Genomic DNA, 22,004 nt, shown 5'->3' on the forward strand with positions numbered 1-22,004 from the left:
TACGGGGGATATTATGAAAAAGATATCTATTATAATCAGTATAATTTTTTTAACCCAAATATCAAATCTTTTTGCAGATTTTAATGCAGGAATAGGTTTTTATATACCGCTTGGGGCATCTATTTCACAGAGCTATCAGGATTATAGATTAGGAGTTAATAATAATGACGGCAAATTAACATCAGGTGCCGGCTTTGAATGGGGTATAGGAATAACACCTGGTATTTATTCTGGGTTTGATGATTATATGGGGTTTTCTGTAGCATTAGATATAGCTTATCATAGAGATGTTTATTCATATAAAGAAAGTAAAGCAGCAGGTACTGGAGGAGCATATCAGTCAGTTAATACATCATATTATTTTGATAGCTTGGTTATCGGTATTTTGCCTAAATTTAATATAGCTAACTTTTTTATAGGAATAGGTGCTGGAGTAAAAATTCCATTGGCAGGCGGAGAGTCTACGCAAAATTATAATACTACATATAGTCAATTTGAAAATGCTAATTATTATTATAATTTAAGTGCTTTAAAAGGCAAATATTCTAGTTCTGTAATACCGTATATTAAACTTACTTTAGATTATTTATTCTTCTTTAGCGATGATACTGCTATGGGCATTGGATTTTATGCTGGATATGATTTCGGACCAAAAATTAATGACTCAAGATTTACTAAAAATGATTTAGGAGCTGTTGATTTAGGAGGTCAAATAAGTTTCTATTTTGTTGATAATTAATTGTTTTTAAGTTTGATTAACGCGATGGCAGGCTTAAATTTAGGTCTGTCATTTTTTATTAAGTTGACATAATTTTTTCTATTGCTTTTTTAAAACTATCCGAGAATTATTATAGTATTATGTAAACAAAACGGGGTAGTTTAATGATTAAAGCGATAATTTTAGGTTTGGTGCAGGCTATAACTGAATTTTTACCAGTATCAAGTTCCGGACATCTAAGAATAATTGAGCATTTTCTTAATTTTCATGCAGAGAATATATTATCATTCGAGGTAGCACTTCATTTTGGAACTTTCTTAGCTACTTGTTTTATATTTCATAAAGATATTATAAAAGCTATAACAGGTTTTTTTACAGGCTTAAAAGATGTTAAAAATTCTAGTAAAAATGATGAAGGATTTAGAACATCGCTTATGGTTATTATAGCATCTATTCCGGTTGCTATAGTTGGTCTTCTTTTAGAAAAGTATTTAAGCAATTTAGAATTACAAAGGATAGGACTTAATCTTATAATAACAGGATGTATACTTCTTTTAACTAGAAAATTGGATAAAAATACTTACAGTAATGATTTAAAAAATATATTTACAATGACATATTATAATGCATTTGTAATAGGTTTAGCACAGGCTGTTGCAGTTTTTCCTGGTATTTCAAGATCTGGAATGACTATAAGTGCGGCTTTATTTTTAGGATTAAACAGAGATTTGGCTGGGAGATTTTCATTTTTAATATCTCTTCCTGCTATATTTGGAGCTTTGCTTCTTTCTATAAAGGATATTGCTGATTTTAACCTTACTTATGCTTTAGTAGGATTTATTACAGCATTTGTATTTGGTATTATAGCATTGAAGTTTTTACTTGTATTTTTGAAGAAAGGTAAGCTTTTCTGTTTTGGTTTTTACTGCATGATAGTAGGAATAGCTGTTTTTCTATACTTTATAAAAGTGTGATTTAGGTATTGGAGTTTTATTATGGGATTATTTAAAAGAAAATTAGCAATACAAAAAAGAGCTGAAGAAAAAGGAACAGAAAATAAATCTTTTGAAGAAGAATATGAAAATAGAAATATATTTTTTGATATAGTTGGTTTTTTATGCCTCTTATTTGCTGGAATACTTCTTCTTTCATATTTGAGTATGAATATGGAGGATTTAAACTCTGGAAAAGATATAACAAATTTATTAGGAATATTCGGAGCTTATATATCTTCTTATTCTTTTTTAGCATTTGGTTTTTCATCATATATAATACCGGCATTTTTTATATATGCGGGTGTTAATATTATATTAAAAAACTCTACTGATAAGGTGCTTATATCTGCATTGTCATCATCTATATTAATGATACTTCTTAGTGTATTATTGAATATATTTTTAGGAGATTTAGATTTCTATAATAAAGGCGGCATGATGGGAGAGTTTATTGGAGGCTCTTTGGTATCTATATTTGGGAAAACAGGTGCCTTTATGATAGTTATATCAGCATTATTAATAACTGCTATAGTATTTACTAAAGTTTCTATAATGGATTTGGTAAATTATTTTAGAAATATGATTAGAAATGTTGATTTAGAAAAAATAAAAGATATAGAGAAAAAAGTTGTTAATGGAATAAAAGATTTAGAAATGAAAAATACTAAAACTAAAGAAAACAATAATATAGAAAATAATAATGATGGAAAGTTTTATACAAAAGATTATTTGCCTTTATTTTATACTAAAGAGGTAAGCGAATTAGAGTTTAAAACTACACCTTTTATAGAAAAAAAAGATTTAAATTATTATGGTTTTGATGAGAAGAAATATAGAGAAGATTTATCTAAAAAAAGCAGTATTATGAATGATTTTTTTAATAAAAATGATTCAGAAAATAGAGAAATAGATAATATAGTATCAAATTTAAAAAATAGTCATTTTACCGGTATCAATGTAAATATAATGGAAACTAAAGAGGAAGATTTGGGATTAACTTTAGCAGAAACTGTATTTGGAAGAGAACGAGTACATAATAGTAGTTATAATACGCAGGTATATGAAAGTTCTATGGAAAAGGAAGACAATTTTTATAGAGATTATTATAATGACTTTATAAATAAAAAAAAAAATGAAGATGTAGAAGAGTATATTGGGGAACTTGATTATAATATAAATTATTTAAGAAAGTCTGATTTTAAAAGAGCCGCCTATGAAGACTCTGTTGATAATTATGCAAAATATAATGTAGGGGAAAAATATATAAAATATAAATATCCTGAAGAAGAAAGTTTTGAAATTGAAAGAATTGCTGAAGCTAAAGAAGATGAGAAAGAAGAAGATAATCAATATATAATAAATGAATCATACGAATTAAATAAAAATAATAAATTATATGAAGATGAAAAAATAATAGAAGAAAATAAAAAAGAAGAATATGTTTCTGCATATAATAAAGCACCTGAAATAAATAAAAAGAAGAGAGAAGCTTTTGAATTTGGTATGGGTTATGCTTCAAAAAGAGAATATAACAGAGCAGATCATATACCAAATTATAATCATTATACTGACAGTAAAATAGATGAATTTGATTTAGATGAAGAAGAGCTTTATCATGCTAATGATGAGGATATTGAAGATACTAGAATTAATTATGAAACTGATAATTATATAATAGATGATGATATGTATTCAGAATATTTGAATAATTTACAAGAGCATAATAAATTAGAAAACATTGCCAATATAGATAGAAATGCAGAAAGATATGAATCAGAAATCATAAAGGAATCAGAAGAAGTAAAAAATATAGAGCCAGCAGAAAAAAGCGAAGAAGTAAAAGAGATAGAAGAAGTAAAGGATATAGAAGAAACAAAAAAAACAGAAGAAATAAATAATTCTGCAGAAGAAGCATCAGGTTTCATAAATATGGAATCTCAAAAGACTGTTGATACATTGCAAAAACCTAAAAAAGTTATAATTGGAACTAAAAGTATCAAAAATATGGATACAGAACGCATACAATCTAATTTTGATACTAAATATGTTGATAAACATTATAAGCACCCTCCATTTGATTTATTGAATAGATCCATACCTGTAAATGACGGTGCTATGATGGAGTCTATTAAACAGACAGCAATGCAGCTTGAGCATACTTTATTAGACTTTAATATTGAAGCAAAAGTAACAGGAGTATCAAGAGGACCTGTTATTACTAGATATGAACTTGAAATTGCATCTGGTATTAGAGTTTCAAAAATTTCTAACCTTACAGATAATATTGCATTGGCTTTAGCATCTGAAAGTGTAAGGATAATTGCTCCTATACCTGGCCGTTCTGTTATAGGAATAGAGATACCTAATAAAGTTAGAAATGCAGTTTTCTTAAGAGATGTTTTAGAGAGTACTGATTTTAGACAATCTAAACTTGATATACCATTTGTACTTGGAAAAGGTATTTACGGAAATAATGTTGTATCCGATATGTCAGAAGCTCCTCACTTATTGGTTGCTGGTACTACAGGTTCCGGTAAAAGTGTTTGCTTATCTACAATAATACTTTCACTTTTATATAAATTCAGACCGGATGAACTTAAATTTATATTTGTTGATAAAAAGAGAGTAGAGCTTTCTATTTATAACGGTATACCTCATTTGATGTCGCCTGTAGTTTCTGATGAGAAGAAAGCTACTATAGTATTAAGATATATTGTAGATATAATGGAAAAGAGATATGAGAGAATGGAAAGATTCTTCGTTAGAAATGTTAAAACCTATAATGAAAAGGTAAGACAATTACTTAAAGAAGGTGAAACAGAATTTAACGGAGAGCCTTTAGAATTATTTCCATATATAGTTCTTGTAATAGACGAGCTTCATAACTTGATGGTTGTTGCTTCAAAAGAGGTAGAAGATTTAATATCACGTTTGGCTGGTATGAGTAGGGCAGTTGGTATACATTTGATTATAGCTACTCAAAGACCTTCTGCCGATGTTGTTACAGGAGTTATTAAGGCCAATCTTCCAACAAGAATAGCATTCCAAGTACCTAACAAAACAAACTCAAGAATTATAATTGATATGTCAGGTGCTGAACAGTTATTAGGTAAAGGAGATGCTTTATTCTGTGCTTCCGGAAGTCAAATGCCGGACAGAGTACAGGGGGCTTTTGTTTCTGATAATGAAGTTAAAAAGGTTGTTGATTATTTATCCGGACAAATGTCTCCTATGTTTGATGAGAGCTTAATTGCTGCTTTAGAGGGAAGCGATGCAGATGATAAAAATACAGATGAAGAAGATATACTTGATGAAGAGCTTTGGGAGGATGCAGTTCAGTTGGTTGCTAGAACCGGTAAAGCAAGTGCTTCATTCTTACAAAGACGCTTGAAAATAGGATATAACAGAGCAGCAAGAATAGTAGAGATAATGGAGCGTCAAGGAATAGTTGGACCAGAGAATGGAAGTAAGCCTAGAGAGGTTTTAATAACTTTAGATGAATAATTAATATAGAAACTATCAAATTTATATATATGTTTATACCTATCTACAAAAGACAGGAGAGTTAAGTAATTAATTCTCTTGTCTTTTATATTATTTACTTCAAATAAAATTATTTTTTATTTAAACTAGAAAAAAATTAATATTGTGTTAGTATTATAGCGTTATAAAAATTATGAGGTTTAATAATGTTATTTAATTTATTTAATAAAAAAGAAAAAACAGATGGTCATTCTAATGAAGAAGAAGTGAGTTTTTTAATACCGTTAATCGGCGGAAGAGAAAATATTGTAAAAATAAACAATTGTGCTACTAGGTTAAGATTAGTATTGAAAGATGTTAATAAAATAAATACAGAAGAAATAAAAAAATATTATCCTGCAGTACAAAAAATTGATGATAAAGAAGTGCATATAGTTGTTGGTACTAATGCAAGTATTATCGCAGAATTATTAAGAAAGATTGTAGATTCAGATGACAGCCCTTGTAATAGAGCATTAATACTTATTCCATTAATTGGCGGAAGAGAAAATATTATAGAGATAAACAATTGTGCTACTAGATTAAGATTACAATTAAAAGATGTTAATAAAATAAATACAGAAGAAATAAAAAAATATTATCCTGCGGTACAAAAGATTGATGATAAAGAAGTACATATAATTGTTGGTACAAAGGCTGATTTTCTTGCTGAGGAATTAAAGAATTTAGTTTCAAATAATACATCTGATTTTAATAAAGCATTATTGATTCTTCCTTTATTAGGCGGTATTGATAATATTACAAAAGTTGGTTATTGTGCTACTAGATTAAGATTAGAAGTAAAAGATGCTGATAAAGTAAATGCAGATGAGATAAAAAAATATTATCCTGTTGTACAAAAGATTAATGATAAAGAAGTGCATGTAGTTGTTGGTACAAAGGCTGATTTTCTTGCTGAGGAATTGAAAAAGTTATTAGAAAGTCAAAGCATTAAAACTTCATTGATTCTTCCTTTGGTTGGAGGTATTGATAACATTACAAAAGTTGGTTATTGTGCTACTAGATTGAGATTACAAGTAAAAGATGCAGATAAAGTAAATACAGAAGAGATAAAAAAATATTATCCTGCTTTAGAGAAAATTAATAATAATGAAGTACATATAGTTGTTGGCACCGATGCTAATTTGCTAGCGGATGAGTTTAAAAAATTTGTTATATGATTTAAAAATTAATATACCTATCATATTTTAATAAACTAATTACAATATAAAGAAGGAAGTTATGTCAAGCATTAAATTTGAACATATTAGAAAGGTATATGATAATAATGTTGAAGTTGTTAAAGATTTCAATTTATATATAGAGGATAAAGAGTTTGTAATATTGGTAGGTCCTTCAGGATGCGGTAAATCCACAACTTTGCGTATGATAGCAGGACTTGAAGATATAACAGACGGCAGGCTTTATATAGGTGATAAATTAGTAAATGATACGGCACCTAAGGATAGGGATATAGCTATGGTTTTTCAAAATTATGCTTTATATCCCCATATGTCTGTATTTAAAAATATGGCTTTTGGTTTGGAGCTTAGAAAAACGCCGAAAGAAGAGATAAAGAAACGTGTTGAATGGGCTGCTAAAGTTCTTGATATATCTCATTTATTAAGCAGAAAACCTAAAGCATTATCCGGAGGCCAGCGTCAAAGAGTGGCTTTAGGAAGAGCTATGGTAAGAAATCCGTCAGTATTTTTATTGGATGAGCCTTTATCCAATCTTGATGCTAAATTAAGAGTTCAAATGCGTACAGAATTAATTAAGCTTCATAAGCAGCTTCAAACTACTTTTGTATATGTTACGCATGATCAAATTGAAGCTATGACAATGGGTACTAGAATTGTTGTTATGAAAGACGGAGATATAATGCAGGCTGATGATGCTAAAACTCTTTATAATAACCCGAAGAACTTATTTGTAGCAGGATTTATAGGTGCACCTCAAATGAATTTTATTAATGCTTTATTAAATAAAAATAATGATAAGTGGCATGCAAATTTTGAGGGATATAAAATAGAATTGAATAATGATAAAATATCTAAATTAGATAATTCATATAATGGAAAAGAAGTTATATTAGGAATAAGACCTGAAAATATTACTTTATGTAAAGATAACTCTTTAGCATCTTCATCAAATATGATGGAAGGTGTTATCGATGTTATAGAGATGATAGGCTCTGAAAGTTACTTATATATGAAATTTGGAAATTCTCAAATAATCATACGTACAAATAGTTCTGATGATTATCAAAGAGAACAGCATGTTTTTATTGAATTTGATTTAAATAAGATTCATATTTTTGATAAAGATACAGAAGAAAACATTTTAATATAAAAATTATCTATACTTGTAAAAAAGTATTTTATATATATAATAGTACAAACATTTTATTGGGGTTACTATGTTTAAAAAAGTATTTTGTATAGTTTCTATCGTTATTTTGGTATTGGTTTTTCATGGATGCAAAAATGCTGCTAATGATTCTGAAAAAGAAAATTTAAGTTTAAATAATGGAAAAAAGAAATATACATACTTTTTTGATATGAAATATGTTTATAAAGCTGTTAGAGGAGATAAAAATAATTTCAGTAATGCACTTACTAATTATTATTATGATGAATCTTACAGCAACATTCTAAATAAAAATAAAGATTTTCTTAATAGAAAACTTGTCGGCGATAATGATATAAAAAAATATTCAATAGATTTTATATCTAATGCATATCATAATCAATATGAAGCTAAAATAGATGGATTAGATTTGTACGGGGATGATTTTTCTTCATATTATGCTTCCGAATATATATATGTTGAGAGAAATTTAGCTTTGAAAAAGGCAAGAGATTTACTTTTAACTATTAAAAATAAAGATGCTGATATTTATTTTGCTTTATTTTTATCTCATATGGCTACAGATTCATTATATTATTTTTCAGATATTCAGAATTATTTAAAAGAGTGGAAAAAATCAGGCGGTACCAATATTGATATGATGGTCGGAATAGTTAATGAACATGATAATATAAATGAAGTTTATTCTAATAAAATGAATTTAATTAATTATATAATAGAGGCACCGGAAGATTTAAAAGCTGAACAATTAATTGCTGATGCTTATGAAAAGAATTTTCTAAAATATATATATAAAACAGCAGGTTATTTAGATGTTTATAATGAGAATAATTATAATCTTGCTTCTATAATTTATGAAGGTACTGCTCATATTTCATATATTGGTGTTATAAATGATACTGTTAATACTAATATAATGAATAGATACGTAAAAACTTATATTCCAAGAAACAGATCATCTAACTATAAAGATTTTTATAATCTTGAAAATTCATCTCCTAAAGAAAAGTACGATGAATTATCAGATTTATATTTTTTAGAGTTTAATAAGAATACTTTTGTTTATGCTGTTTATGAAGATAAATTAAAAGAGGTATATTGTTTTAATCCTATGTATATTGGAAATACAAGATATGCATCTTATGATACAGAAGAAACATTTAATTTTAGATTGGGAGATGATCAAAAATTAAATTCAGCTAATATAACTATGATAAAAACAAATGATTTAAAAGATTTTGTTACTAATTCAAAGTTTATATCTAATGGAAAATTTAACAGAGATGAATACGCTGAATATTTATATGATATATTATATTTCCCTATATATTACCCAAACTTTTTCTTATGCGATATAAATAATGATGGTAAAGAAGAAATAATGCTTACAGGTACTTATGAACATTCAGGAGGAAGAGGAGGTACAGCATCATATACCGTACTTTTGAAAGATAATTTAGAATTGGATTTGGAAAGCGTATTAGGAAAATCTTTAAATGGCAGCAGCAGACAAGGATTAAATACTTCTCAAAGATTATATGAGGAGAATGGAAAAAATAAAATACTTCTTATTGATATGTATGCCAATATGGCTCAGGATATATTTTCTGAAAATGGTGTTGTTAATGTAGATGAGTTTGCATATAAGACTTATAAGTTTAAACCGAAATCATTATGGAAAGAAGATATGCTTGACGGACTTTTGAAAACTGATGCTGGTTTCGATATGCTTCATTTAGCAAATAATTATGAAAAGGCTGTAATATCAGATAAAACTTTGAGAATAGCAGATAAACTTTATTATCAAGAACTTGAAAAATCTAATGCTGATAAAGATGATAAAGCTTTAGAGGATAAATATTCTCAGATTAAAGATAGTTCCGATATAATGCAGATAGAAAATGAAATGATTAATATATTGGGTATAGATAATTAATCGTGAATAATATAGATGTAAATAATACCAATACTATTGCTTATAAAAATATAGTTAGAAATTTTAATATTATTATAGGTATTAGTTTTATAGTGATTATATCTCTTATATATATAATATCTTTATTTAATATTAATATTCCAAATTTAAATTATAATACAGATTTATCATCATTAGAAAATATTGTTAAAGAAAATTTTGTATTTTATATCAGAATATTGTTTTCTTTTTTAATACCTTTAACTTTTTTTATATTTATTTTTCTTTTTGTACTTAATCCAATTAGTATTAAATCAATATTAATATCATTTGTATTGATATTTTTGACTGCTTTTTATTTGTATAAACTTGATTATAATATATTAACATACCCATTTGATGATTTAAATTCTTTTATTAAATTAATAATACATATAGTATCAGCTAATTTTATTATGCTTTTTATATCCGGTATGGCGTACATAAGATATAATATAAAAAAAATGCACACTTTGTACGGTTTTTATACTATGATTGCTGAAATGATTATATGGTCTTTTTTAATATTTTTTATTATTTCTTTGATAATGCTTTCAATATTTGCATTTTTTTATTTTAATGGAAAAATAGAAATAAGAAGGCTTATAAGATTTTTTATTAATGATAATATGAAAAAATTGAAAATAATCATTTCTATTTTTATAATTTTAAAAACTTCTGTGATATATTTTTCTTATGTTATTTATAATAAAATGATTAATACGAAATTATCAGTTAGTGTTTCTAGGGTATTAACATTATTTTTAAGTATTATATCAATTTTTATGATTATATATTACTTTATGAATGATAATCATTCGGCTTTTTTATTGTTAGGTTATTTTATATTTTCTGTAATTTTTTTACTTAATATATTTCTATTTAGAATAGATAAAGAAAACAATAAAGCTTATTTTATTATATATATTATTTCAAATATAATAGGCTGTTTATTTTCCATATTTTGTTTTAAAGAATGTATTGGGAGATTTTCTAATATATTTTTTAATATTTTGAACATTATAATGATTATTAATTTTATATATAATATAGCATTTACCATTATGAAAAGATGTACTAAATTTATATTTTTTTATAATTATTTATATATTATATTTTTAATAATGTTATTATCATATTGACTTTATAATATCTTTATATTATACTATATAAGGGTACATAAATGGAAGCAATGATGAAATTAAAACTAAAAGTATTATTTATAACTTTTTTTATATTAATTATTCCTTTTCATAATTTGAAAGCAGCAAATCTAGCGGTAGGCTTTATAAGCCAATTTGCATTAAGCGGAGCTAATACAAATGCATCAAAAGTTTTTCCTTCAGGTTTTAGAGACTTTGATTCCGGATTTGCATTTTCCATAGGGGTAAATCAGCCTATAAACTCATCATCAATGTCTTTTTCTGTTCTTCTTGATTTAGGATATTATCATGATTCTTATGATTTAAGATACACTATAAATGGAAAAAGAGCAACAGAAAATTATCAGTTTGATAGTTTCCTTATAGGAGGATATGCTAGATTTAATTTTAGTTTTATATCTTTAGGGGCAGGAGGAGGAGTTAAGATACCTGGTTCTGCTACATATAAATTAGATTCATATAATAAATACAGATTTTATAGATTTAGTTTCGGAGATTTGAGCGATATATTTGAGAGTGCTGTTATACCTTATGTAAGATTTTCTATTGATTTTAGTATATTTAACTATTGGATGATTGGAGTGTACGCTAATTATGATTTCCCTTTGCATTTTCAGCATAATAACTACATAAGTGATACAATTATTAATAATAATTCTCTAAGTGCTTTGGATATAGGTATTCAATTCGGATATTATATAAATATTGATTTTAATAAATAAACTAGGGGTAATAAATTATGAAAAACAAGTTTTTTTCATTATTTTTTGTTTTATTTTTTGTATTATCAATTAACAATTTGTACGCTGCAGATTTTATTGCTGGATTTGTAGGACGTTTAGGTGCAAGCAGTGCTACAACAGAGAGGAGTAAAGTATTTACTTCAGATTTTAGGGATTTTGATAATTCTTTCTCTTTTCAGCCTGGTATATTTTGGGGTTATGATGATACTTTATCAAGTGCTTTTTTATTCGATATAGGATATAATAAGGATAGATATCAAATAAAATATAATATAGAAGGAAAAAGAGTTGTTGAAAATTATAACTTCAGCAGTTTTTCATTCGGATTATTTCCAAGACTTAATATAGGATTTTTCTCTATAGGAGTGGGAGGCGGAATAAAATTACCTATATCAATGACTTATAGTTCTAAAGGAAGAGAAGATTCTAATAAATACCGTTTAGATTTTGGGGATATAAAAGATTCTTTTGAAACTTGTTATATACCTTATGTAAAAGTATCAATGGACTTTTTAATAAAAACTAAGGGCAAATTTATGATGTCATTTGGAGTATATGCTAATTATGATTTTCCTATAGATATAGATAAAAATGGAATATTAAAAGATTTTACTATTAATCAAGATTCTTTAGCTTCATTTGATATAGGATTCCAATTTGGCATGTATTTTATAAAATAATTTTATTTTTATTAAATTAATCCAAATTTGTATATTGTTCTATGATTGAATTCTCTGTCTGGATATAATATAATACTTGGAAAATGATTAAAGTTTAAAGAACATGAAAAATATTGGGCTTCCAAACAAAATGCCTCATGCTTATTAAGTACTTGATTTCTTACTTTCATGTCATTTAAATAATTAGCGGTGTAGAATAATACAGAAGGCATTGTAGTAAACATTTCTAAACTTATTGAGCTGCTTCTTGATATTACTTTAACTCTCTTTTTATTTATATCATTATCATCAAAAATGAAGCAATTATCGCAGCCATTTTTAAGTTTTATTATTTCATCCATTTTTTTTGCTGATGTAAAATCATAAGAAGTATTTTTAGTTTTTAATATTTCACCGGATGTTATACCATTTTCATCATCTCCTAAATAATATTTTGCATCTATAAATATTTCATGATCATTTATTTTTCCTCCTCCATTTAAATTAAAATATGAATGATTCATAATATTTAAAGGAGTGGGCTTATCTGTAGTAGCTATATAGTCTATTATTAATTCATTTTGTTCAGTTATAGTGTATTTTACTATTAGATTAACATTTCCAGGATATCCTTCTTCTCCGTCTTTTGAAATGTAAGAAAACAATACTTCATTATCTTTCTTTTGTATTGAATTATATATTACATAGGAAAGTCCATTAACACCTCCATGCGTATGGTCAGGAGATTTATTTGGTGTAATATTATACTCTATATCGTCTATTTTAAATTTTGAATTCATTGTACGTCCTGCAACTCTTCCAACAGTAGCTCCCATATGTCCATTTTTTGCTTTATCAGTATAAAATTCTATATCATCAGAACCAAATGCAACTTCGATTTCTTTGTTATCTTTATTTTTAAAGAAAATTCCAGTTATAGAGGCACCAACTTCCGCTAATTTTACTTTTAAACCATTATCATTTTCTAAAGTATATACAAATGAATTTTTTCCAAAATCTTCTTTTTTAGATTTGAACATATCTATATCCTTAAAGTAATTTATATATCAATTATATACTATTTTTTTATTTTTTTATATATAAAAAAATAAATATTTTTCTAATACATAGCGTGGGTATGTTGACAATTGCGATATTTTGTATATACTATTAATATATAGATGAAGGAGGTATTATGTGATTAATAATAGAGCTAATTAGTTCAATTAGTAATTTTATAAAAGAAAAATTTTTTAAAAGTAAAAAAATTAAACAGTAATTGATCGGCATTTAATATAATAGATTTATCCCTGAACAGATAGCGAGGAGATTCTTTCCTCGCTATTTATTTACCAATTATTTGAATATGCACCTTTCTATTTCTAGCACCATCAAATTCAAAAAAATATATATCCTGCCAAGTACCTAATACAATTTTTGAATTTTCTATTATTAGAGTCAAACTTGGAGATACTAAAGATGATAAAACATGGGCTTGAGAATTACCTTCTGAATGTTCATAATTATCATGCTGCGGTACTAATTTATTAAAAGCATTCTTCATATCAAAAACTACATCAGGATCAGCATTTTCATTTATACCTACAGCTGCTGTTGTATGAGGTACAAATATTACAGCTATGCCGCTTTGTATTTTTTCTTCATTTACACATTTTTGAACTTCATCGGTAATATCAACTATATCAAATCTTGATTTTGTTTTTACATTAATAGTATACATTTACTTTCCTTTTATTCTTTATATATTTAATACTATTAATACTATATGATAATAAAATGATTGTCAATTGATTATTTTTTTATAAAATATATAATTTATAATATTTTATTATTCTAACAATATATATGTTTTATATTAATAATTAGGAATTATTTTTATGTTTAGAGAAATGAGAAGAAAAAAACAGCTTTTATCAAATGAAGAAACTATAGCAATATTAGAAAAATGTACATCAGGAGTATTAGCTATTTTAGGAGATGATAATTATCCTTATGCTGTACCATTGAGTTATGCTTATTATGATAATAGAATAGTTTTTCATTCTGCAAGAAATGGTTATAAATTGAATGCTATAAGAAATAATAATAAGGCATCATTTTGCGTCATAGAAAAAGATGATATTAAACCGGAAGAATATACAACTTATTATAGAAGTGTTATTGCTTTTGGTAAGGTTTTTATAATTGAGGATGAAGATAAAAAGAGAGAGGCTATTGAAAAACTTTCTATAAAGTATCATCCTTATGATAAAAAGGAAAATAGAGATTATGCTATAGACAGAGAATACAATGCATTATGTATGATTGAACTTTGTATAGAGTATATGACAGGAAAAGAGGCTATAGAATTGGTTAATAGTAAAAAATAATAGGAGTATTAATGAAATATTTTAATTTTGACAAAAATTTTTTGTATACTGTTTTACAAGAGGCTTTGAAAAATGGGGGAGAATATGCTGATCTATTTTTTGAAGATACTAAAATTAATTCAGTAAGTTATTTAGATTCAAAAGTAGATGATATGAATTTAGGTATTAATTATGGAGTTGGTTTAAGAGTTATATCAGATAAAAAAACAATATATTTATATTCTAATGATACAAGCAATGATAGTTTAATTAATTTGGCTAAGAGTGCAGCTTCCGTTGTAAATAATAAAAAATATATAGTTAATGATTTTATTGAATCTAAAGAAAATAATAATCATCCTTTGCATATAGATCCGTTTTCTATTAAATTTGATGAAAAAATAGATGTTCTTTCATATTTGGATAAAACAGCCAGAGGAGTTTCTGATAAAATCAAACAGGTAAGTGTACGTTATAATGAAAAACAAAGAAATATTTTAGTATGTACAAGCAAGGGTATTTTGAGAGAAGATTCTCAAATTTACGTTAGACTTGTTATGATGTCAATGGCTTCTGATGGTGCTAATACTCAAACAGCAAGCAGAACTAAAGGTGCTTTAGACGGATATCAAGTAATAAAAGATATTAATTTAGAAAATATGGCTAAAGAAACAGCTGAATCTGCAATTAAAATGCTTAATTCTAAATATCCGAAATCAGGAAAATATCCGGTAGTAATAGATAATGCATTCGGAGGTGTAATATTCCATGAGGCTTGCGGACATGCTTTAGAGGCTACGGCTGTTGCTGATAATGCAAGTGTATTTTGCAATAAATTAGGTGAGAAAATAGCTTCAGATGCTGTTACTGCTATTGATGACGGAACGATAAAAAATGCTTGGGGAAGTTATAATATTGATGATGAAGGTAATGATGCACAAAGAACTGTTTTAATAGAGAATGGTATATTAAAAAGTTATTTAGTTGATGAGCTTGGTTCTATGAAAATGAATCAAAATATTACAGGAAGTGCAAGAAGAGAAAGTTATAAATATCCTCCTACATCAAGAATGAGAAACACATTTATAGATAAAGGAAATTCAAGTTTTGAAGATTTAATTTCCGGTATAGAGTACGGACTTTATGCTAAAAAAATGGGAGGAGGTTCCGTTGATCCTGCCACTACTGATTATAACTTTGCTGTTTCCGAAGGATATTTAATAGAAAATGGAAAGATTACAGAACCTGTAAGAGGGGCTACGCTTATAGGACGCGGAGATGAAACACTTATGAATATTGAAGCTGTATCATCTAATTTGGAATTAGCAGATGGTATATGCGGAAGTGTGTCCGGCTCTGTACCTACTACTGTGGGACAGCCCGCTTTAAGAGTAAAAGAACTAACAGTAGGAGGCAGATAATAATGTCTGATAGTATGGATAGATTAAAAGAAATTTATGATTCTGTTAAAAATAAAGCTAATGGTATTGATAAAATAGAAATTTATATGTCTAAAAGTGCAGAAGAAGAATTTACTGTAAGGGAAAGAGATTTAGATAAATATACATTTGCTGAATCTGGAGGAATTGGATTGAGACTTATAGATAATGGAAAAGTTGGAATAAGTTTTACAGAAAAAATTAATTCTAAAGAATCTATTGAAAATCTTGTTAGTAATGCCAAAAACTCTTTAACTTATGCATCTTCCGAGCCTGATTTTAATGTATTAATAGAAAAAGATGAAGATAATGAAAAAAGTTATGATATGATAAATAAAGATATAGTTAATTTATCAAGCGATGAGTTAAAAAACATATCTTTGTCAATAGAGGATAAATTATATTCATTGGATAAAAGAATAGTTAATGTTCCGTCAGCAGGATTAGCCAGATATAGTTTTGATAAATGTATAATTAATAGTAATGGGGTATGCAAAGAAGAGAATAAAAATAGTATAATGTATTATGCTGAGGTAATAGCTAAGGATGCAGATACTATAAAAACTTTTTTTGATATTTATTCATCAGCGGATGCTGTCTTTGATACGGATTCTTTTGCTAAAAATATTGTTGATAATGCAGTAAGCAAATTAAGTGCTAAGCCCATATCAAGCGGAAAGTATCAAACAGTATTTACAAGCAAGGCAATGAGAACTATTATAGCAGCATATTTGGGACTTTTTTCATCAGAAGCTGTACAGAAAAAGTTATCTCTTCTTCAAGGGAAATTGAATCAAAAAATAGCAAGTGATATAATAAATATTAAAGATATACCAGTATTCGATAAGGGTTTAGCTAATACTCATTTTGACGGAGAAGGTTCTGCTACAAAAGATTTAAATATAATAACAAATGGAATATTAAACAGTTATTTATACAATAATTATACAGCAAAAAAAGATAATAGAAAAACAACCTCTCATGCTTCAAGGAGTTTTAAATCATCAATAGGAATATCATGTCATAATTTCATTTTAGAAAATGGCAAGAATACTCAGGAAGAACTTATTTCTCAGATTAAAGATGGAATATTAGTGAATTCACTTACTGGAACGCATTCCGGAGTTAACTCTGTAAGCGGAGATTTTTCTTTACAGGCAGAAGGAGTAAAAATAGAAAATGGCAAGCTTTCATATACTGCAAGTCCTTTTATAGTGTCTGGTAATATATTAGATTTTTTAAGTAATGTAGAAATGCTTGCAGATGATACAGATTATAATCATTCATCTATTTATACACCAAGTGCTTTAATTAGAGAATTATCATTTGCTTCATAAAGATATTATTATATAATAAATACATATTTGACAATATTGTAATTTTGTAGTATCATTATTTGCGTAAAATTTATTTTATAAGGAATTATTATGTCTTCTTTAAATACTCAAATAAGAAAAGATATAGTAAGTATGGTTTATAATGCTAATTCAGGGCATATAGGCGGTTCTTTATCATTGGTAGAGATAATGCATACACTATACTTTAAGATTATGAATATAGACCCTAAGAATCCTAAAATGGAAGGAAGGGATATACTTATAATGTCTAAAGGGCATGCCTCAGCTGTACTTTATTCTACATTGGCACATAGGGGATATTTTTCAACTGATGAACTTATGACTTATAGAAAATTAGGTTCAAAACTTCAAGGACATCCTGATAAAAAGCATTTGGAAGGAGTTGAGGCTTCTACAGGTTCTCTTGGTCAAGGAGTTTGTATAGCTTTAGGAATTGCTTTAGGATATAAGCTTGATAAGAAAGATGGTAAAATATTTGCTATTGCTGGAGATGGCGAGGCACAGGAAGGTACTTTTTGGGAATCGGCTATGGCAGCAGCCAATTATAAATTGGATAATTATACTCTTATAATAGACTGGAATGGTTTACAGATAGACGGAAAAAATGATGAGGTTATGAGTTTGGGAGATTTAGAGGGCAAAATGAAAGCATTTGGTTTTGAGACATTTATTGTTGATGGACATAATGAGGCTGAACTTGAAGAGGTATTTAAGAAAAAGGTATCTGGTAAACCTAAATGCGTTATGGCTAAAACTGTTAAAGGTAAAGGAGTTTCATTTATGGAAAATGCTGTAGGCTGGCATGGAAAAGCTCCTAATAAAGAAGAGTATGAAAAAGCTATGGAAGAGTTAAATAGACTTGACTAAATAATTAAAAATTGAGGAATAAGTACTATGGAAAAAAAGGCAATAAGAAATGCTTACGGCGAGGCTTTAAAACGTCTTGGCGAAATAAATAAAAATGTAGTAGTTTTAGATGGAGATTTATCTGGTTCTACTATGACAAAAACTTTCAAAGCTGCTTTTCCGGAAAGATTTTTTAACATGGGAATAGCAGAACAAAATATTATGGGAGCTGCTGCTGGATTTGCTATAGATGGTAAAATACCTTTTGCTTCTACTTTTGCTATGTTTGGAGCAGGCAGGGCTTTTGAAATAATTAGAAACTCTATATGTTATCCTAAGTTAAATGTTAAAGTAGCTGTTACTCATGCTGGTATATCTGTAGGAGAGGACGGAGCAAGTCATCAATCTATAGAAGATATATCTATTATGCGTTCTATACCAAATATGACTGTAATTGTTCCATGCGATGCGGTTGAGGCTGAAAAGGCTGTGTTTGCTGCTGCTGAATTTGATGGTCCTTGTTATTTAAGAATGGCAAGACCTGCTACAAATATTATTACTAATAATGATACTCCTTTTAAAATTGGTAAGGCCAATGTATTGAGAGAAGGTAAGGATGTATGTATATTTGCTTGCGGTATAGTTGTTCCTGAAGCTTTAGCAGCTGCTGAAATGGATGAAAAAGACGGTATATCTGTTACTGTTGTTAATATTCATACAATTAAACCAATAGATAGAGATATTATTGTTGAAATGGCTAAAAAACATAAAAAGTTAATAAGTGTAGAAGAGCATTCTATTATAGGAGGACTTGGTTCTGCTATATCTGAGGTACTAACTGATGAATATCCTAGCAAATTAATAAGACTTGGCATAAAAGATACATTCGGTGAATCAGGTACAGTTGATGAACTTATGAATAAATATAAATTAAATGCTGCTTCTTTGTATGATGCTATAAAATAAATATTATTTGTAAATATTAAAGGAATAGGATTTTGAAAACCTATTCCTTTTTTACATCAAATTTTATTTAAAAATCTCTTTTAGTTTGTTTCGGCATCCTCCGCATGCTGTTCCTGCTTTTGTTTTTTTCACTAGTTCTTTTAAGGTATTGATGCCGTATTCTTTTTTAAGCATTTCTATCTCTTCCAATGATAGTTCTTTACATTGACATATAAACTTATTATTCATTGATATCTATATCACCTGTTTTATTATATTCTTCTAATAGATCCTTTATATCACCTCTGCAGCTCCAGCATGTAATACCTGCTTTGGTGGTATGCATAACCTCTTCAAGAGTTTTTAAATCCTTTTTTTTGATGGCATTTACCACATCTTTGTACTTTATATTTTTGCAAAAGCATAAAGTACTATTGGCATTTTTTTGTAACATAATTTTCTCCCCAAATATTAGTATGAAAAACATTCATTAATTTTAACAAAATGAAAAATAAAATCAATAATATTATATTTTAAAAAATTTTCCATACGCAAACCATAATTGAAGTGTTATAATTCCATAAAGTATTAAACATAATCCAAGTACAACACTTACATAAATAGCACCTAAAATAGGGTTGAAAGTTAATATTATACCAACTATTAAAGTAAGTATACCGCTTAACATAGCAAATCTCCATTGATTATATCCGTGCTTCTTTAATTCTATAGAAGATGATATAGATACAACTCCTCTTACTATTACAAAAAATGCTACCATATAAGGTATAAATGCACCGCTTATAGCAAGATTAGAAATTATAATGATACCGCATATAGTAGATATTATACCATCTAATAAAATTAAACTTGAACCTGATGCATGTCTTATACTGAAAAAATAAACTATGGCGCTAATTCCGGAAAATAGAGTTAAAAATCCTATAGTATATGCCAATACTAATATGGTTTCTGCCGGATTAAACATTGTAGCAATTCCTGATATTATTAATAATATGCCAAATATCAGCCATAATACTCTTCCTAATTTTCCCATAAAATAAATCCTTTAAAAATATTTGTATAAATAATAATAAATTATTCAAAAAAAACAATATTAATATTTGCTAATTTCGGCAGTGATTATAAAGATTTACCGTCTATAGTACGTAATTGATTTCTAGGGACATCATTGTATTTATTAGGAAGTCTAGTCCATTTTACAGTAGCACCTACAACTCCGGATTTATCTAGTGATGCTTTAAGAAATAAAGTATTCTTATCTTCTGATAAACTTATATTAGCATAAAATGTGCTTCCTTGATCTGTATGATATATTTTTCCTGTTTGCCATTTTCCATTTTCAAATACTATATCATATATAAATATTAATCCTATAAGTTTTTTATCTCTCAATGATTTATTTGGATTATGTATATCTAAATCATTTTTTACATCATCATGTAATTTTACAGCGTATGCATAAAGATTATTGTTAATGACTATTATTTTTACTACTTCCATTCTGCCTTTTGGTTTAGCTGGCATTAACCAAAAACCTTCAGCATCCTTTGAATTATAAGCATAAATCAGATTTGTTAAAAATGTGAAAATAATTATTATAAGTAATATATTTTTTTTCATATTAAAATCTCTCTATATTTATTTTAACACTTTAAATATTATTGTCAATTTTATATAAATTATTTTGATTATAAAAAATTATGATATAACATTTTTTAAGTTTTTTAATTATAAAAAACTTTTTCTATAAATATAAAAGTATTGAAAAATTATTCTTTATACTATATTCTATACGGATACTATTTATAATAATTTGTTTATTAACAAAAAGAGGATAATATTATGAAAGCATGGAATGGACTTTTAAGAGAATACAAAGAGTATTTGCCTATTACAGATAAAACCCCTTTGATTAGTTTGCATGAAGGAAACACCCCTTTAATAAAAGCTGAAAAAATAGGAAAAGAACTTGGAGGAATAGAGTTATATTTTAAATATGACGGGCTTAATCCTACAGGCTCATTTAAAGACAGAGGCATGGTTATGGCTGTTGCTAAAGCACTTGAAGAAGGTTCTAAGGCTATAATGTGTGCTTCTACTGGAAATACTTCTGCATCTGCTGCTGCCTATGCTGCTAGAAGCGGTATTCAATGTATCGTAATTATACCAGACGGAAATATTGCTTTGGGAAAATTGGCACAGGCTTTAATGTATGGTGCTAAGGTTATAGCTATTAAAGGCAACTTTGATGAGGCATTAAAAGCTGTTATTGAAATTACAAATAAATATCCTATAACTTTGGTAAACTCTATTAATCCTTTCAGACTTCAAGGACAGAAAACTTCTGCTTTTGAAATTTGCGATACTTTAGGAAAAGCACCTGATTATTTGGTTATACCTGTAGGAAATGCTGGAAATATATCTGCATATTGGATGGGTTTTAAAGAGTATAAAGAAAACGGCAAGTCATCTAATTTACCAAAGATGATAGGTTTTGAGGCTGAAGGCTCTGCTGCTATAGTGCAAAATAGGGTAATAGAAAATCCTCAAACTATTGCTACTGCTATAAAAATAGGAAATCCTGCCAGCTGGAAATTGGCTGTTAATGCTGCAAATGAATCAAATGGTTTTATAGATTCTGTTACTGATGATGAAATATTAGAGGCTTATAAAATGCTTACAAGAGAAGAGGGTATATTTGCTGAACCTGCTTCTGCTGCTTCATTAGCTGGTATAATTAAAACTTATAAAGCCGGTAAATTAAATAAAGGAGATACTGTAGTTTCTGTACTTACAGGAAACGGACTTAAAGATCCCGATAATGCTATTAAAGTTTGTAATGCTCCTATAAAAGTTGATAACAATATAGAAGAAATAAGGAATGCTATAGGAATATAAT

At 27.4% G+C, this 22,004-nt stretch carries 21 protein-coding genes; 15 read left to right on the forward strand and 6 right to left on the reverse strand.

All coding sequences use genetic code 11. From position 1 onward, the window contains the following. Positions 1 to 13 precede the first annotated feature (13 nt). The 9 genes from Q0J90_RS01755 to Q0J90_RS01795 all read left to right on the forward strand — a co-directional run bounded on the left by Q0J90_RS01755 (position 14) and on the right by Q0J90_RS01795 (position 12,145). Entirely contained in the window at positions 14 to 739 is a 726-nt protein-coding gene (locus tag Q0J90_RS01755) for a hypothetical protein (RefSeq protein ID WP_297276272.1), read from the forward strand. Positions 740 to 882: 143 nt separating this feature from the next. After that, positions 883 to 1,692, forward strand: coding sequence for an undecaprenyl-diphosphatase UppP (gene uppP, locus Q0J90_RS01760; protein ID WP_028329070.1), 810 nt, complete (start codon positions 883 to 885; stop codon positions 1,690 to 1,692). Between the two features lie 21 nt (positions 1,693 to 1,713). After that, the gene (locus Q0J90_RS01765; RefSeq protein ID WP_297276273.1) at positions 1,714 to 5,217 is read left to right on the forward strand and encodes a DNA translocase FtsK; all 3,504 of its coding nucleotides are present in this window, start codon (positions 1,714 to 1,716) and stop codon (positions 5,215 to 5,217) included. Positions 5,218 to 5,402: 185 nt separating this feature from the next. Continuing rightward, positions 5,403 to 6,416 carry a PTS transporter subunit EIIB gene (locus tag Q0J90_RS01770; RefSeq protein WP_297276274.1) on the forward strand — a complete coding sequence of 338 codons (1,014 nt, stop codon included), beginning with the start codon at positions 5,403 to 5,405 and terminating at the stop codon, positions 6,414 to 6,416. A 61-nt stretch (positions 6,417 to 6,477) separates the two neighbouring features. Then, positions 6,478 to 7,587: an ABC transporter ATP-binding protein gene (locus Q0J90_RS01775; RefSeq protein ID WP_297276275.1), complete on the forward strand. Its 1,110-nt coding sequence runs from the start codon at positions 6,478 to 6,480 to the stop codon at positions 7,585 to 7,587. A 67-nt stretch (positions 7,588 to 7,654) separates the two neighbouring features. Then, positions 7,655 to 9,541: a hypothetical protein gene (locus Q0J90_RS01780; RefSeq protein WP_297276276.1), complete on the forward strand. Its 1,887-nt coding sequence runs from the start codon at positions 7,655 to 7,657 to the stop codon at positions 9,539 to 9,541. A 2-nt stretch (positions 9,542 to 9,543) separates the two neighbouring features. Continuing rightward, positions 9,544 to 10,701, forward strand: a complete 1,158-nt coding sequence (locus Q0J90_RS01785; protein WP_297276277.1) for a hypothetical protein — start codon at positions 9,544 to 9,546, stop codon at positions 10,699 to 10,701. 41 nt (positions 10,702 to 10,742) lie between these two features. After that, positions 10,743 to 11,444 carry a hypothetical protein gene (locus Q0J90_RS01790; protein ID WP_297276278.1) on the forward strand — a complete coding sequence of 234 codons (702 nt, stop codon included), beginning with the start codon at positions 10,743 to 10,745 and terminating at the stop codon, positions 11,442 to 11,444. A gap of 17 nt (positions 11,445 to 11,461) precedes the next feature. Beyond that, a complete protein-coding gene (locus tag Q0J90_RS01795; protein WP_297276279.1) occupies positions 11,462 to 12,145 on the forward strand; it encodes a hypothetical protein in 684 nt (227 codons plus the stop codon). An 11-nt stretch (positions 12,146 to 12,156) separates the two neighbouring features. Here the strand turns inward: Q0J90_RS01795 and Q0J90_RS01800 are convergent, their stop codons facing one another. Together Q0J90_RS01800 and Q0J90_RS01805 are read right to left on the reverse strand one after the other, a co-directional pair. After that, on the reverse strand, positions 12,157 to 13,164 hold the full coding sequence (locus tag Q0J90_RS01800) for an aldose epimerase family protein (RefSeq protein ID WP_297276280.1): 1,008 nt from the start codon (positions 13,162 to 13,164) through the stop codon (positions 12,157 to 12,159). Positions 13,165 to 13,469: 305 nt separating this feature from the next. Further along, a complete protein-coding gene (locus Q0J90_RS01805) occupies positions 13,470 to 13,865 on the reverse strand; it encodes a secondary thiamine-phosphate synthase enzyme YjbQ (RefSeq protein WP_297276281.1) in 396 nt (131 codons plus the stop codon). A 157-nt stretch (positions 13,866 to 14,022) separates the two neighbouring features. On the opposite strand from Q0J90_RS01805, the gene Q0J90_RS01810 reads away from it, so the two are divergent. The 5 genes from Q0J90_RS01810 to Q0J90_RS01830 all read left to right on the forward strand — a co-directional run bounded on the left by Q0J90_RS01810 (position 14,023) and on the right by Q0J90_RS01830 (position 19,102). Then, positions 14,023 to 14,514 (forward strand): pyridoxamine 5'-phosphate oxidase family protein, encoded by a 492-nt coding sequence (locus Q0J90_RS01810; RefSeq protein WP_297276282.1) that lies wholly within the window; start codon positions 14,023 to 14,025, stop codon positions 14,512 to 14,514. A gap of 11 nt (positions 14,515 to 14,525) precedes the next feature. After that, positions 14,526 to 15,914, forward strand: coding sequence for a TldD/PmbA family protein (locus Q0J90_RS01815; protein ID WP_297276283.1), 1,389 nt, complete (start codon positions 14,526 to 14,528; stop codon positions 15,912 to 15,914). 2 nt (positions 15,915 to 15,916) lie between these two features. Further along, positions 15,917 to 17,269, forward strand: a complete 1,353-nt coding sequence (locus Q0J90_RS01820; protein ID WP_297276284.1) for a TldD/PmbA family protein — start codon at positions 15,917 to 15,919, stop codon at positions 17,267 to 17,269. 90 nt (positions 17,270 to 17,359) lie between these two features. Further along, complete coding sequence (locus tag Q0J90_RS01825) at positions 17,360 to 18,157, forward strand: transketolase (protein ID WP_297276285.1); 798 nt, start codon at positions 17,360 to 17,362, stop codon at positions 18,155 to 18,157. Positions 18,158 to 18,184: 27 nt separating this feature from the next. Further along, positions 18,185 to 19,102, forward strand: coding sequence for a transketolase family protein (locus Q0J90_RS01830; RefSeq protein WP_297276286.1), 918 nt, complete (start codon positions 18,185 to 18,187; stop codon positions 19,100 to 19,102). A 63-nt stretch (positions 19,103 to 19,165) separates the two neighbouring features. Here the strand turns inward: Q0J90_RS01830 and Q0J90_RS01835 are convergent, their stop codons facing one another. From Q0J90_RS01835 to Q0J90_RS01850, 4 genes are all read right to left on the reverse strand, one after another. After that, the gene (locus Q0J90_RS01835) at positions 19,166 to 19,330 is read right to left on the reverse strand and encodes a (2Fe-2S)-binding protein (protein WP_297276287.1); all 165 of its coding nucleotides are present in this window, start codon (positions 19,328 to 19,330) and stop codon (positions 19,166 to 19,168) included. Further along, positions 19,323 to 19,535, reverse strand: coding sequence for a (2Fe-2S)-binding protein (locus Q0J90_RS01840; protein WP_028329055.1), 213 nt, complete (start codon positions 19,533 to 19,535; stop codon positions 19,323 to 19,325). The genes Q0J90_RS01835 and Q0J90_RS01840 overlap by 8 nt, the downstream gene beginning before the upstream one ends. A 72-nt stretch (positions 19,536 to 19,607) precedes the next feature. After that, positions 19,608 to 20,138 (reverse strand): HdeD family acid-resistance protein, encoded by a 531-nt coding sequence (locus Q0J90_RS01845; RefSeq protein WP_297276288.1) that lies wholly within the window; start codon positions 20,136 to 20,138, stop codon positions 19,608 to 19,610. 86 nt (positions 20,139 to 20,224) lie between these two features. Continuing rightward, positions 20,225 to 20,725, reverse strand: coding sequence for a DUF2147 domain-containing protein (locus Q0J90_RS01850; RefSeq protein WP_297276289.1), 501 nt, complete (start codon positions 20,723 to 20,725; stop codon positions 20,225 to 20,227). A 222-nt stretch (positions 20,726 to 20,947) separates the two neighbouring features. Between Q0J90_RS01850 and thrC the strand changes: the two genes are divergently transcribed. After that, positions 20,948 to 22,003, forward strand: coding sequence for a threonine synthase (thrC, locus tag Q0J90_RS01855; protein ID WP_297276290.1), 1,056 nt, complete (start codon positions 20,948 to 20,950; stop codon positions 22,001 to 22,003). Position 22,004: the final 1 nt, after the last annotated feature.

The sequence above is a fragment of the uncultured Brachyspira sp. genome (genome assembly GCF_944390595.1).
In the GTDB taxonomy this organism is placed as follows: Bacteria; Spirochaetota; Brachyspiria; order Brachyspirales; family Brachyspiraceae; genus Brachyspira.

Excerpts from the sequence above, each read along its gene's own strand:
- Q0J90_RS01780 (WP_297276276.1), top strand. The coding sequence starts at position 7,655 with ATGTTTAAAAAAGTATTTTGTATAGTTTCTATCGTTATTTTGGTATTG.
- Q0J90_RS01845 (WP_297276288.1), bottom strand. The coding sequence starts at position 20,138 with ATGGGAAAATTAGGAAGAGTATTATGGCTGATATTTGGCATATTATTA.
- Q0J90_RS01805 (WP_297276281.1), bottom strand. The coding sequence starts at position 13,865 with ATGTATACTATTAATGTAAAAACAAAATCAAGATTTGATATAGTTGAT.
- Q0J90_RS01835 (WP_297276287.1), bottom strand. The coding sequence starts at position 19,330 with ATGAATAATAAGTTTATATGTCAATGTAAAGAACTATCATTGGAAGAG.
- Q0J90_RS01765 (WP_297276273.1), top strand. The coding sequence starts at position 1,714 with ATGGGATTATTTAAAAGAAAATTAGCAATACAAAAAAGAGCTGAAGAA.
- Q0J90_RS01755 (WP_297276272.1), top strand. The coding sequence starts at position 14 with ATGAAAAAGATATCTATTATAATCAGTATAATTTTTTTAACCCAAATA.
- Q0J90_RS01795 (WP_297276279.1), top strand. The coding sequence starts at position 11,462 with ATGAAAAACAAGTTTTTTTCATTATTTTTTGTTTTATTTTTTGTATTA.
- Q0J90_RS01790 (WP_297276278.1), top strand. The coding sequence starts at position 10,743 with ATGGAAGCAATGATGAAATTAAAACTAAAAGTATTATTTATAACTTTT.
- Q0J90_RS01840 (WP_028329055.1), bottom strand. The coding sequence starts at position 19,535 with ATGTTACAAAAAAATGCCAATAGTACTTTATGCTTTTGCAAAAATATA.
- Q0J90_RS01830 (WP_297276286.1), top strand. The coding sequence starts at position 18,185 with ATGGAAAAAAAGGCAATAAGAAATGCTTACGGCGAGGCTTTAAAACGT.
- Q0J90_RS01775 (WP_297276275.1), top strand. The coding sequence starts at position 6,478 with ATGTCAAGCATTAAATTTGAACATATTAGAAAGGTATATGATAATAAT.
- Q0J90_RS01825 (WP_297276285.1), top strand. The coding sequence starts at position 17,360 with ATGTCTTCTTTAAATACTCAAATAAGAAAAGATATAGTAAGTATGGTT.
- Q0J90_RS01810 (WP_297276282.1), top strand. The coding sequence starts at position 14,023 with ATGTTTAGAGAAATGAGAAGAAAAAAACAGCTTTTATCAAATGAAGAA.
- uppP (WP_028329070.1), top strand. The coding sequence starts at position 883 with ATGATTAAAGCGATAATTTTAGGTTTGGTGCAGGCTATAACTGAATTT.
- thrC (WP_297276290.1), top strand. The coding sequence starts at position 20,948 with ATGAAAGCATGGAATGGACTTTTAAGAGAATACAAAGAGTATTTGCCT.
- Q0J90_RS01850 (WP_297276289.1), bottom strand. The coding sequence starts at position 20,725 with ATGAAAAAAAATATATTACTTATAATAATTATTTTCACATTTTTAACA.
- Q0J90_RS01770 (WP_297276274.1), top strand. The coding sequence starts at position 5,403 with ATGTTATTTAATTTATTTAATAAAAAAGAAAAAACAGATGGTCATTCT.
- Q0J90_RS01800 (WP_297276280.1), bottom strand. The coding sequence starts at position 13,164 with ATGTTCAAATCTAAAAAAGAAGATTTTGGAAAAAATTCATTTGTATAT.
- Q0J90_RS01820 (WP_297276284.1), top strand. The coding sequence starts at position 15,917 with ATGTCTGATAGTATGGATAGATTAAAAGAAATTTATGATTCTGTTAAA.
- Q0J90_RS01815 (WP_297276283.1), top strand. The coding sequence starts at position 14,526 with ATGAAATATTTTAATTTTGACAAAAATTTTTTGTATACTGTTTTACAA.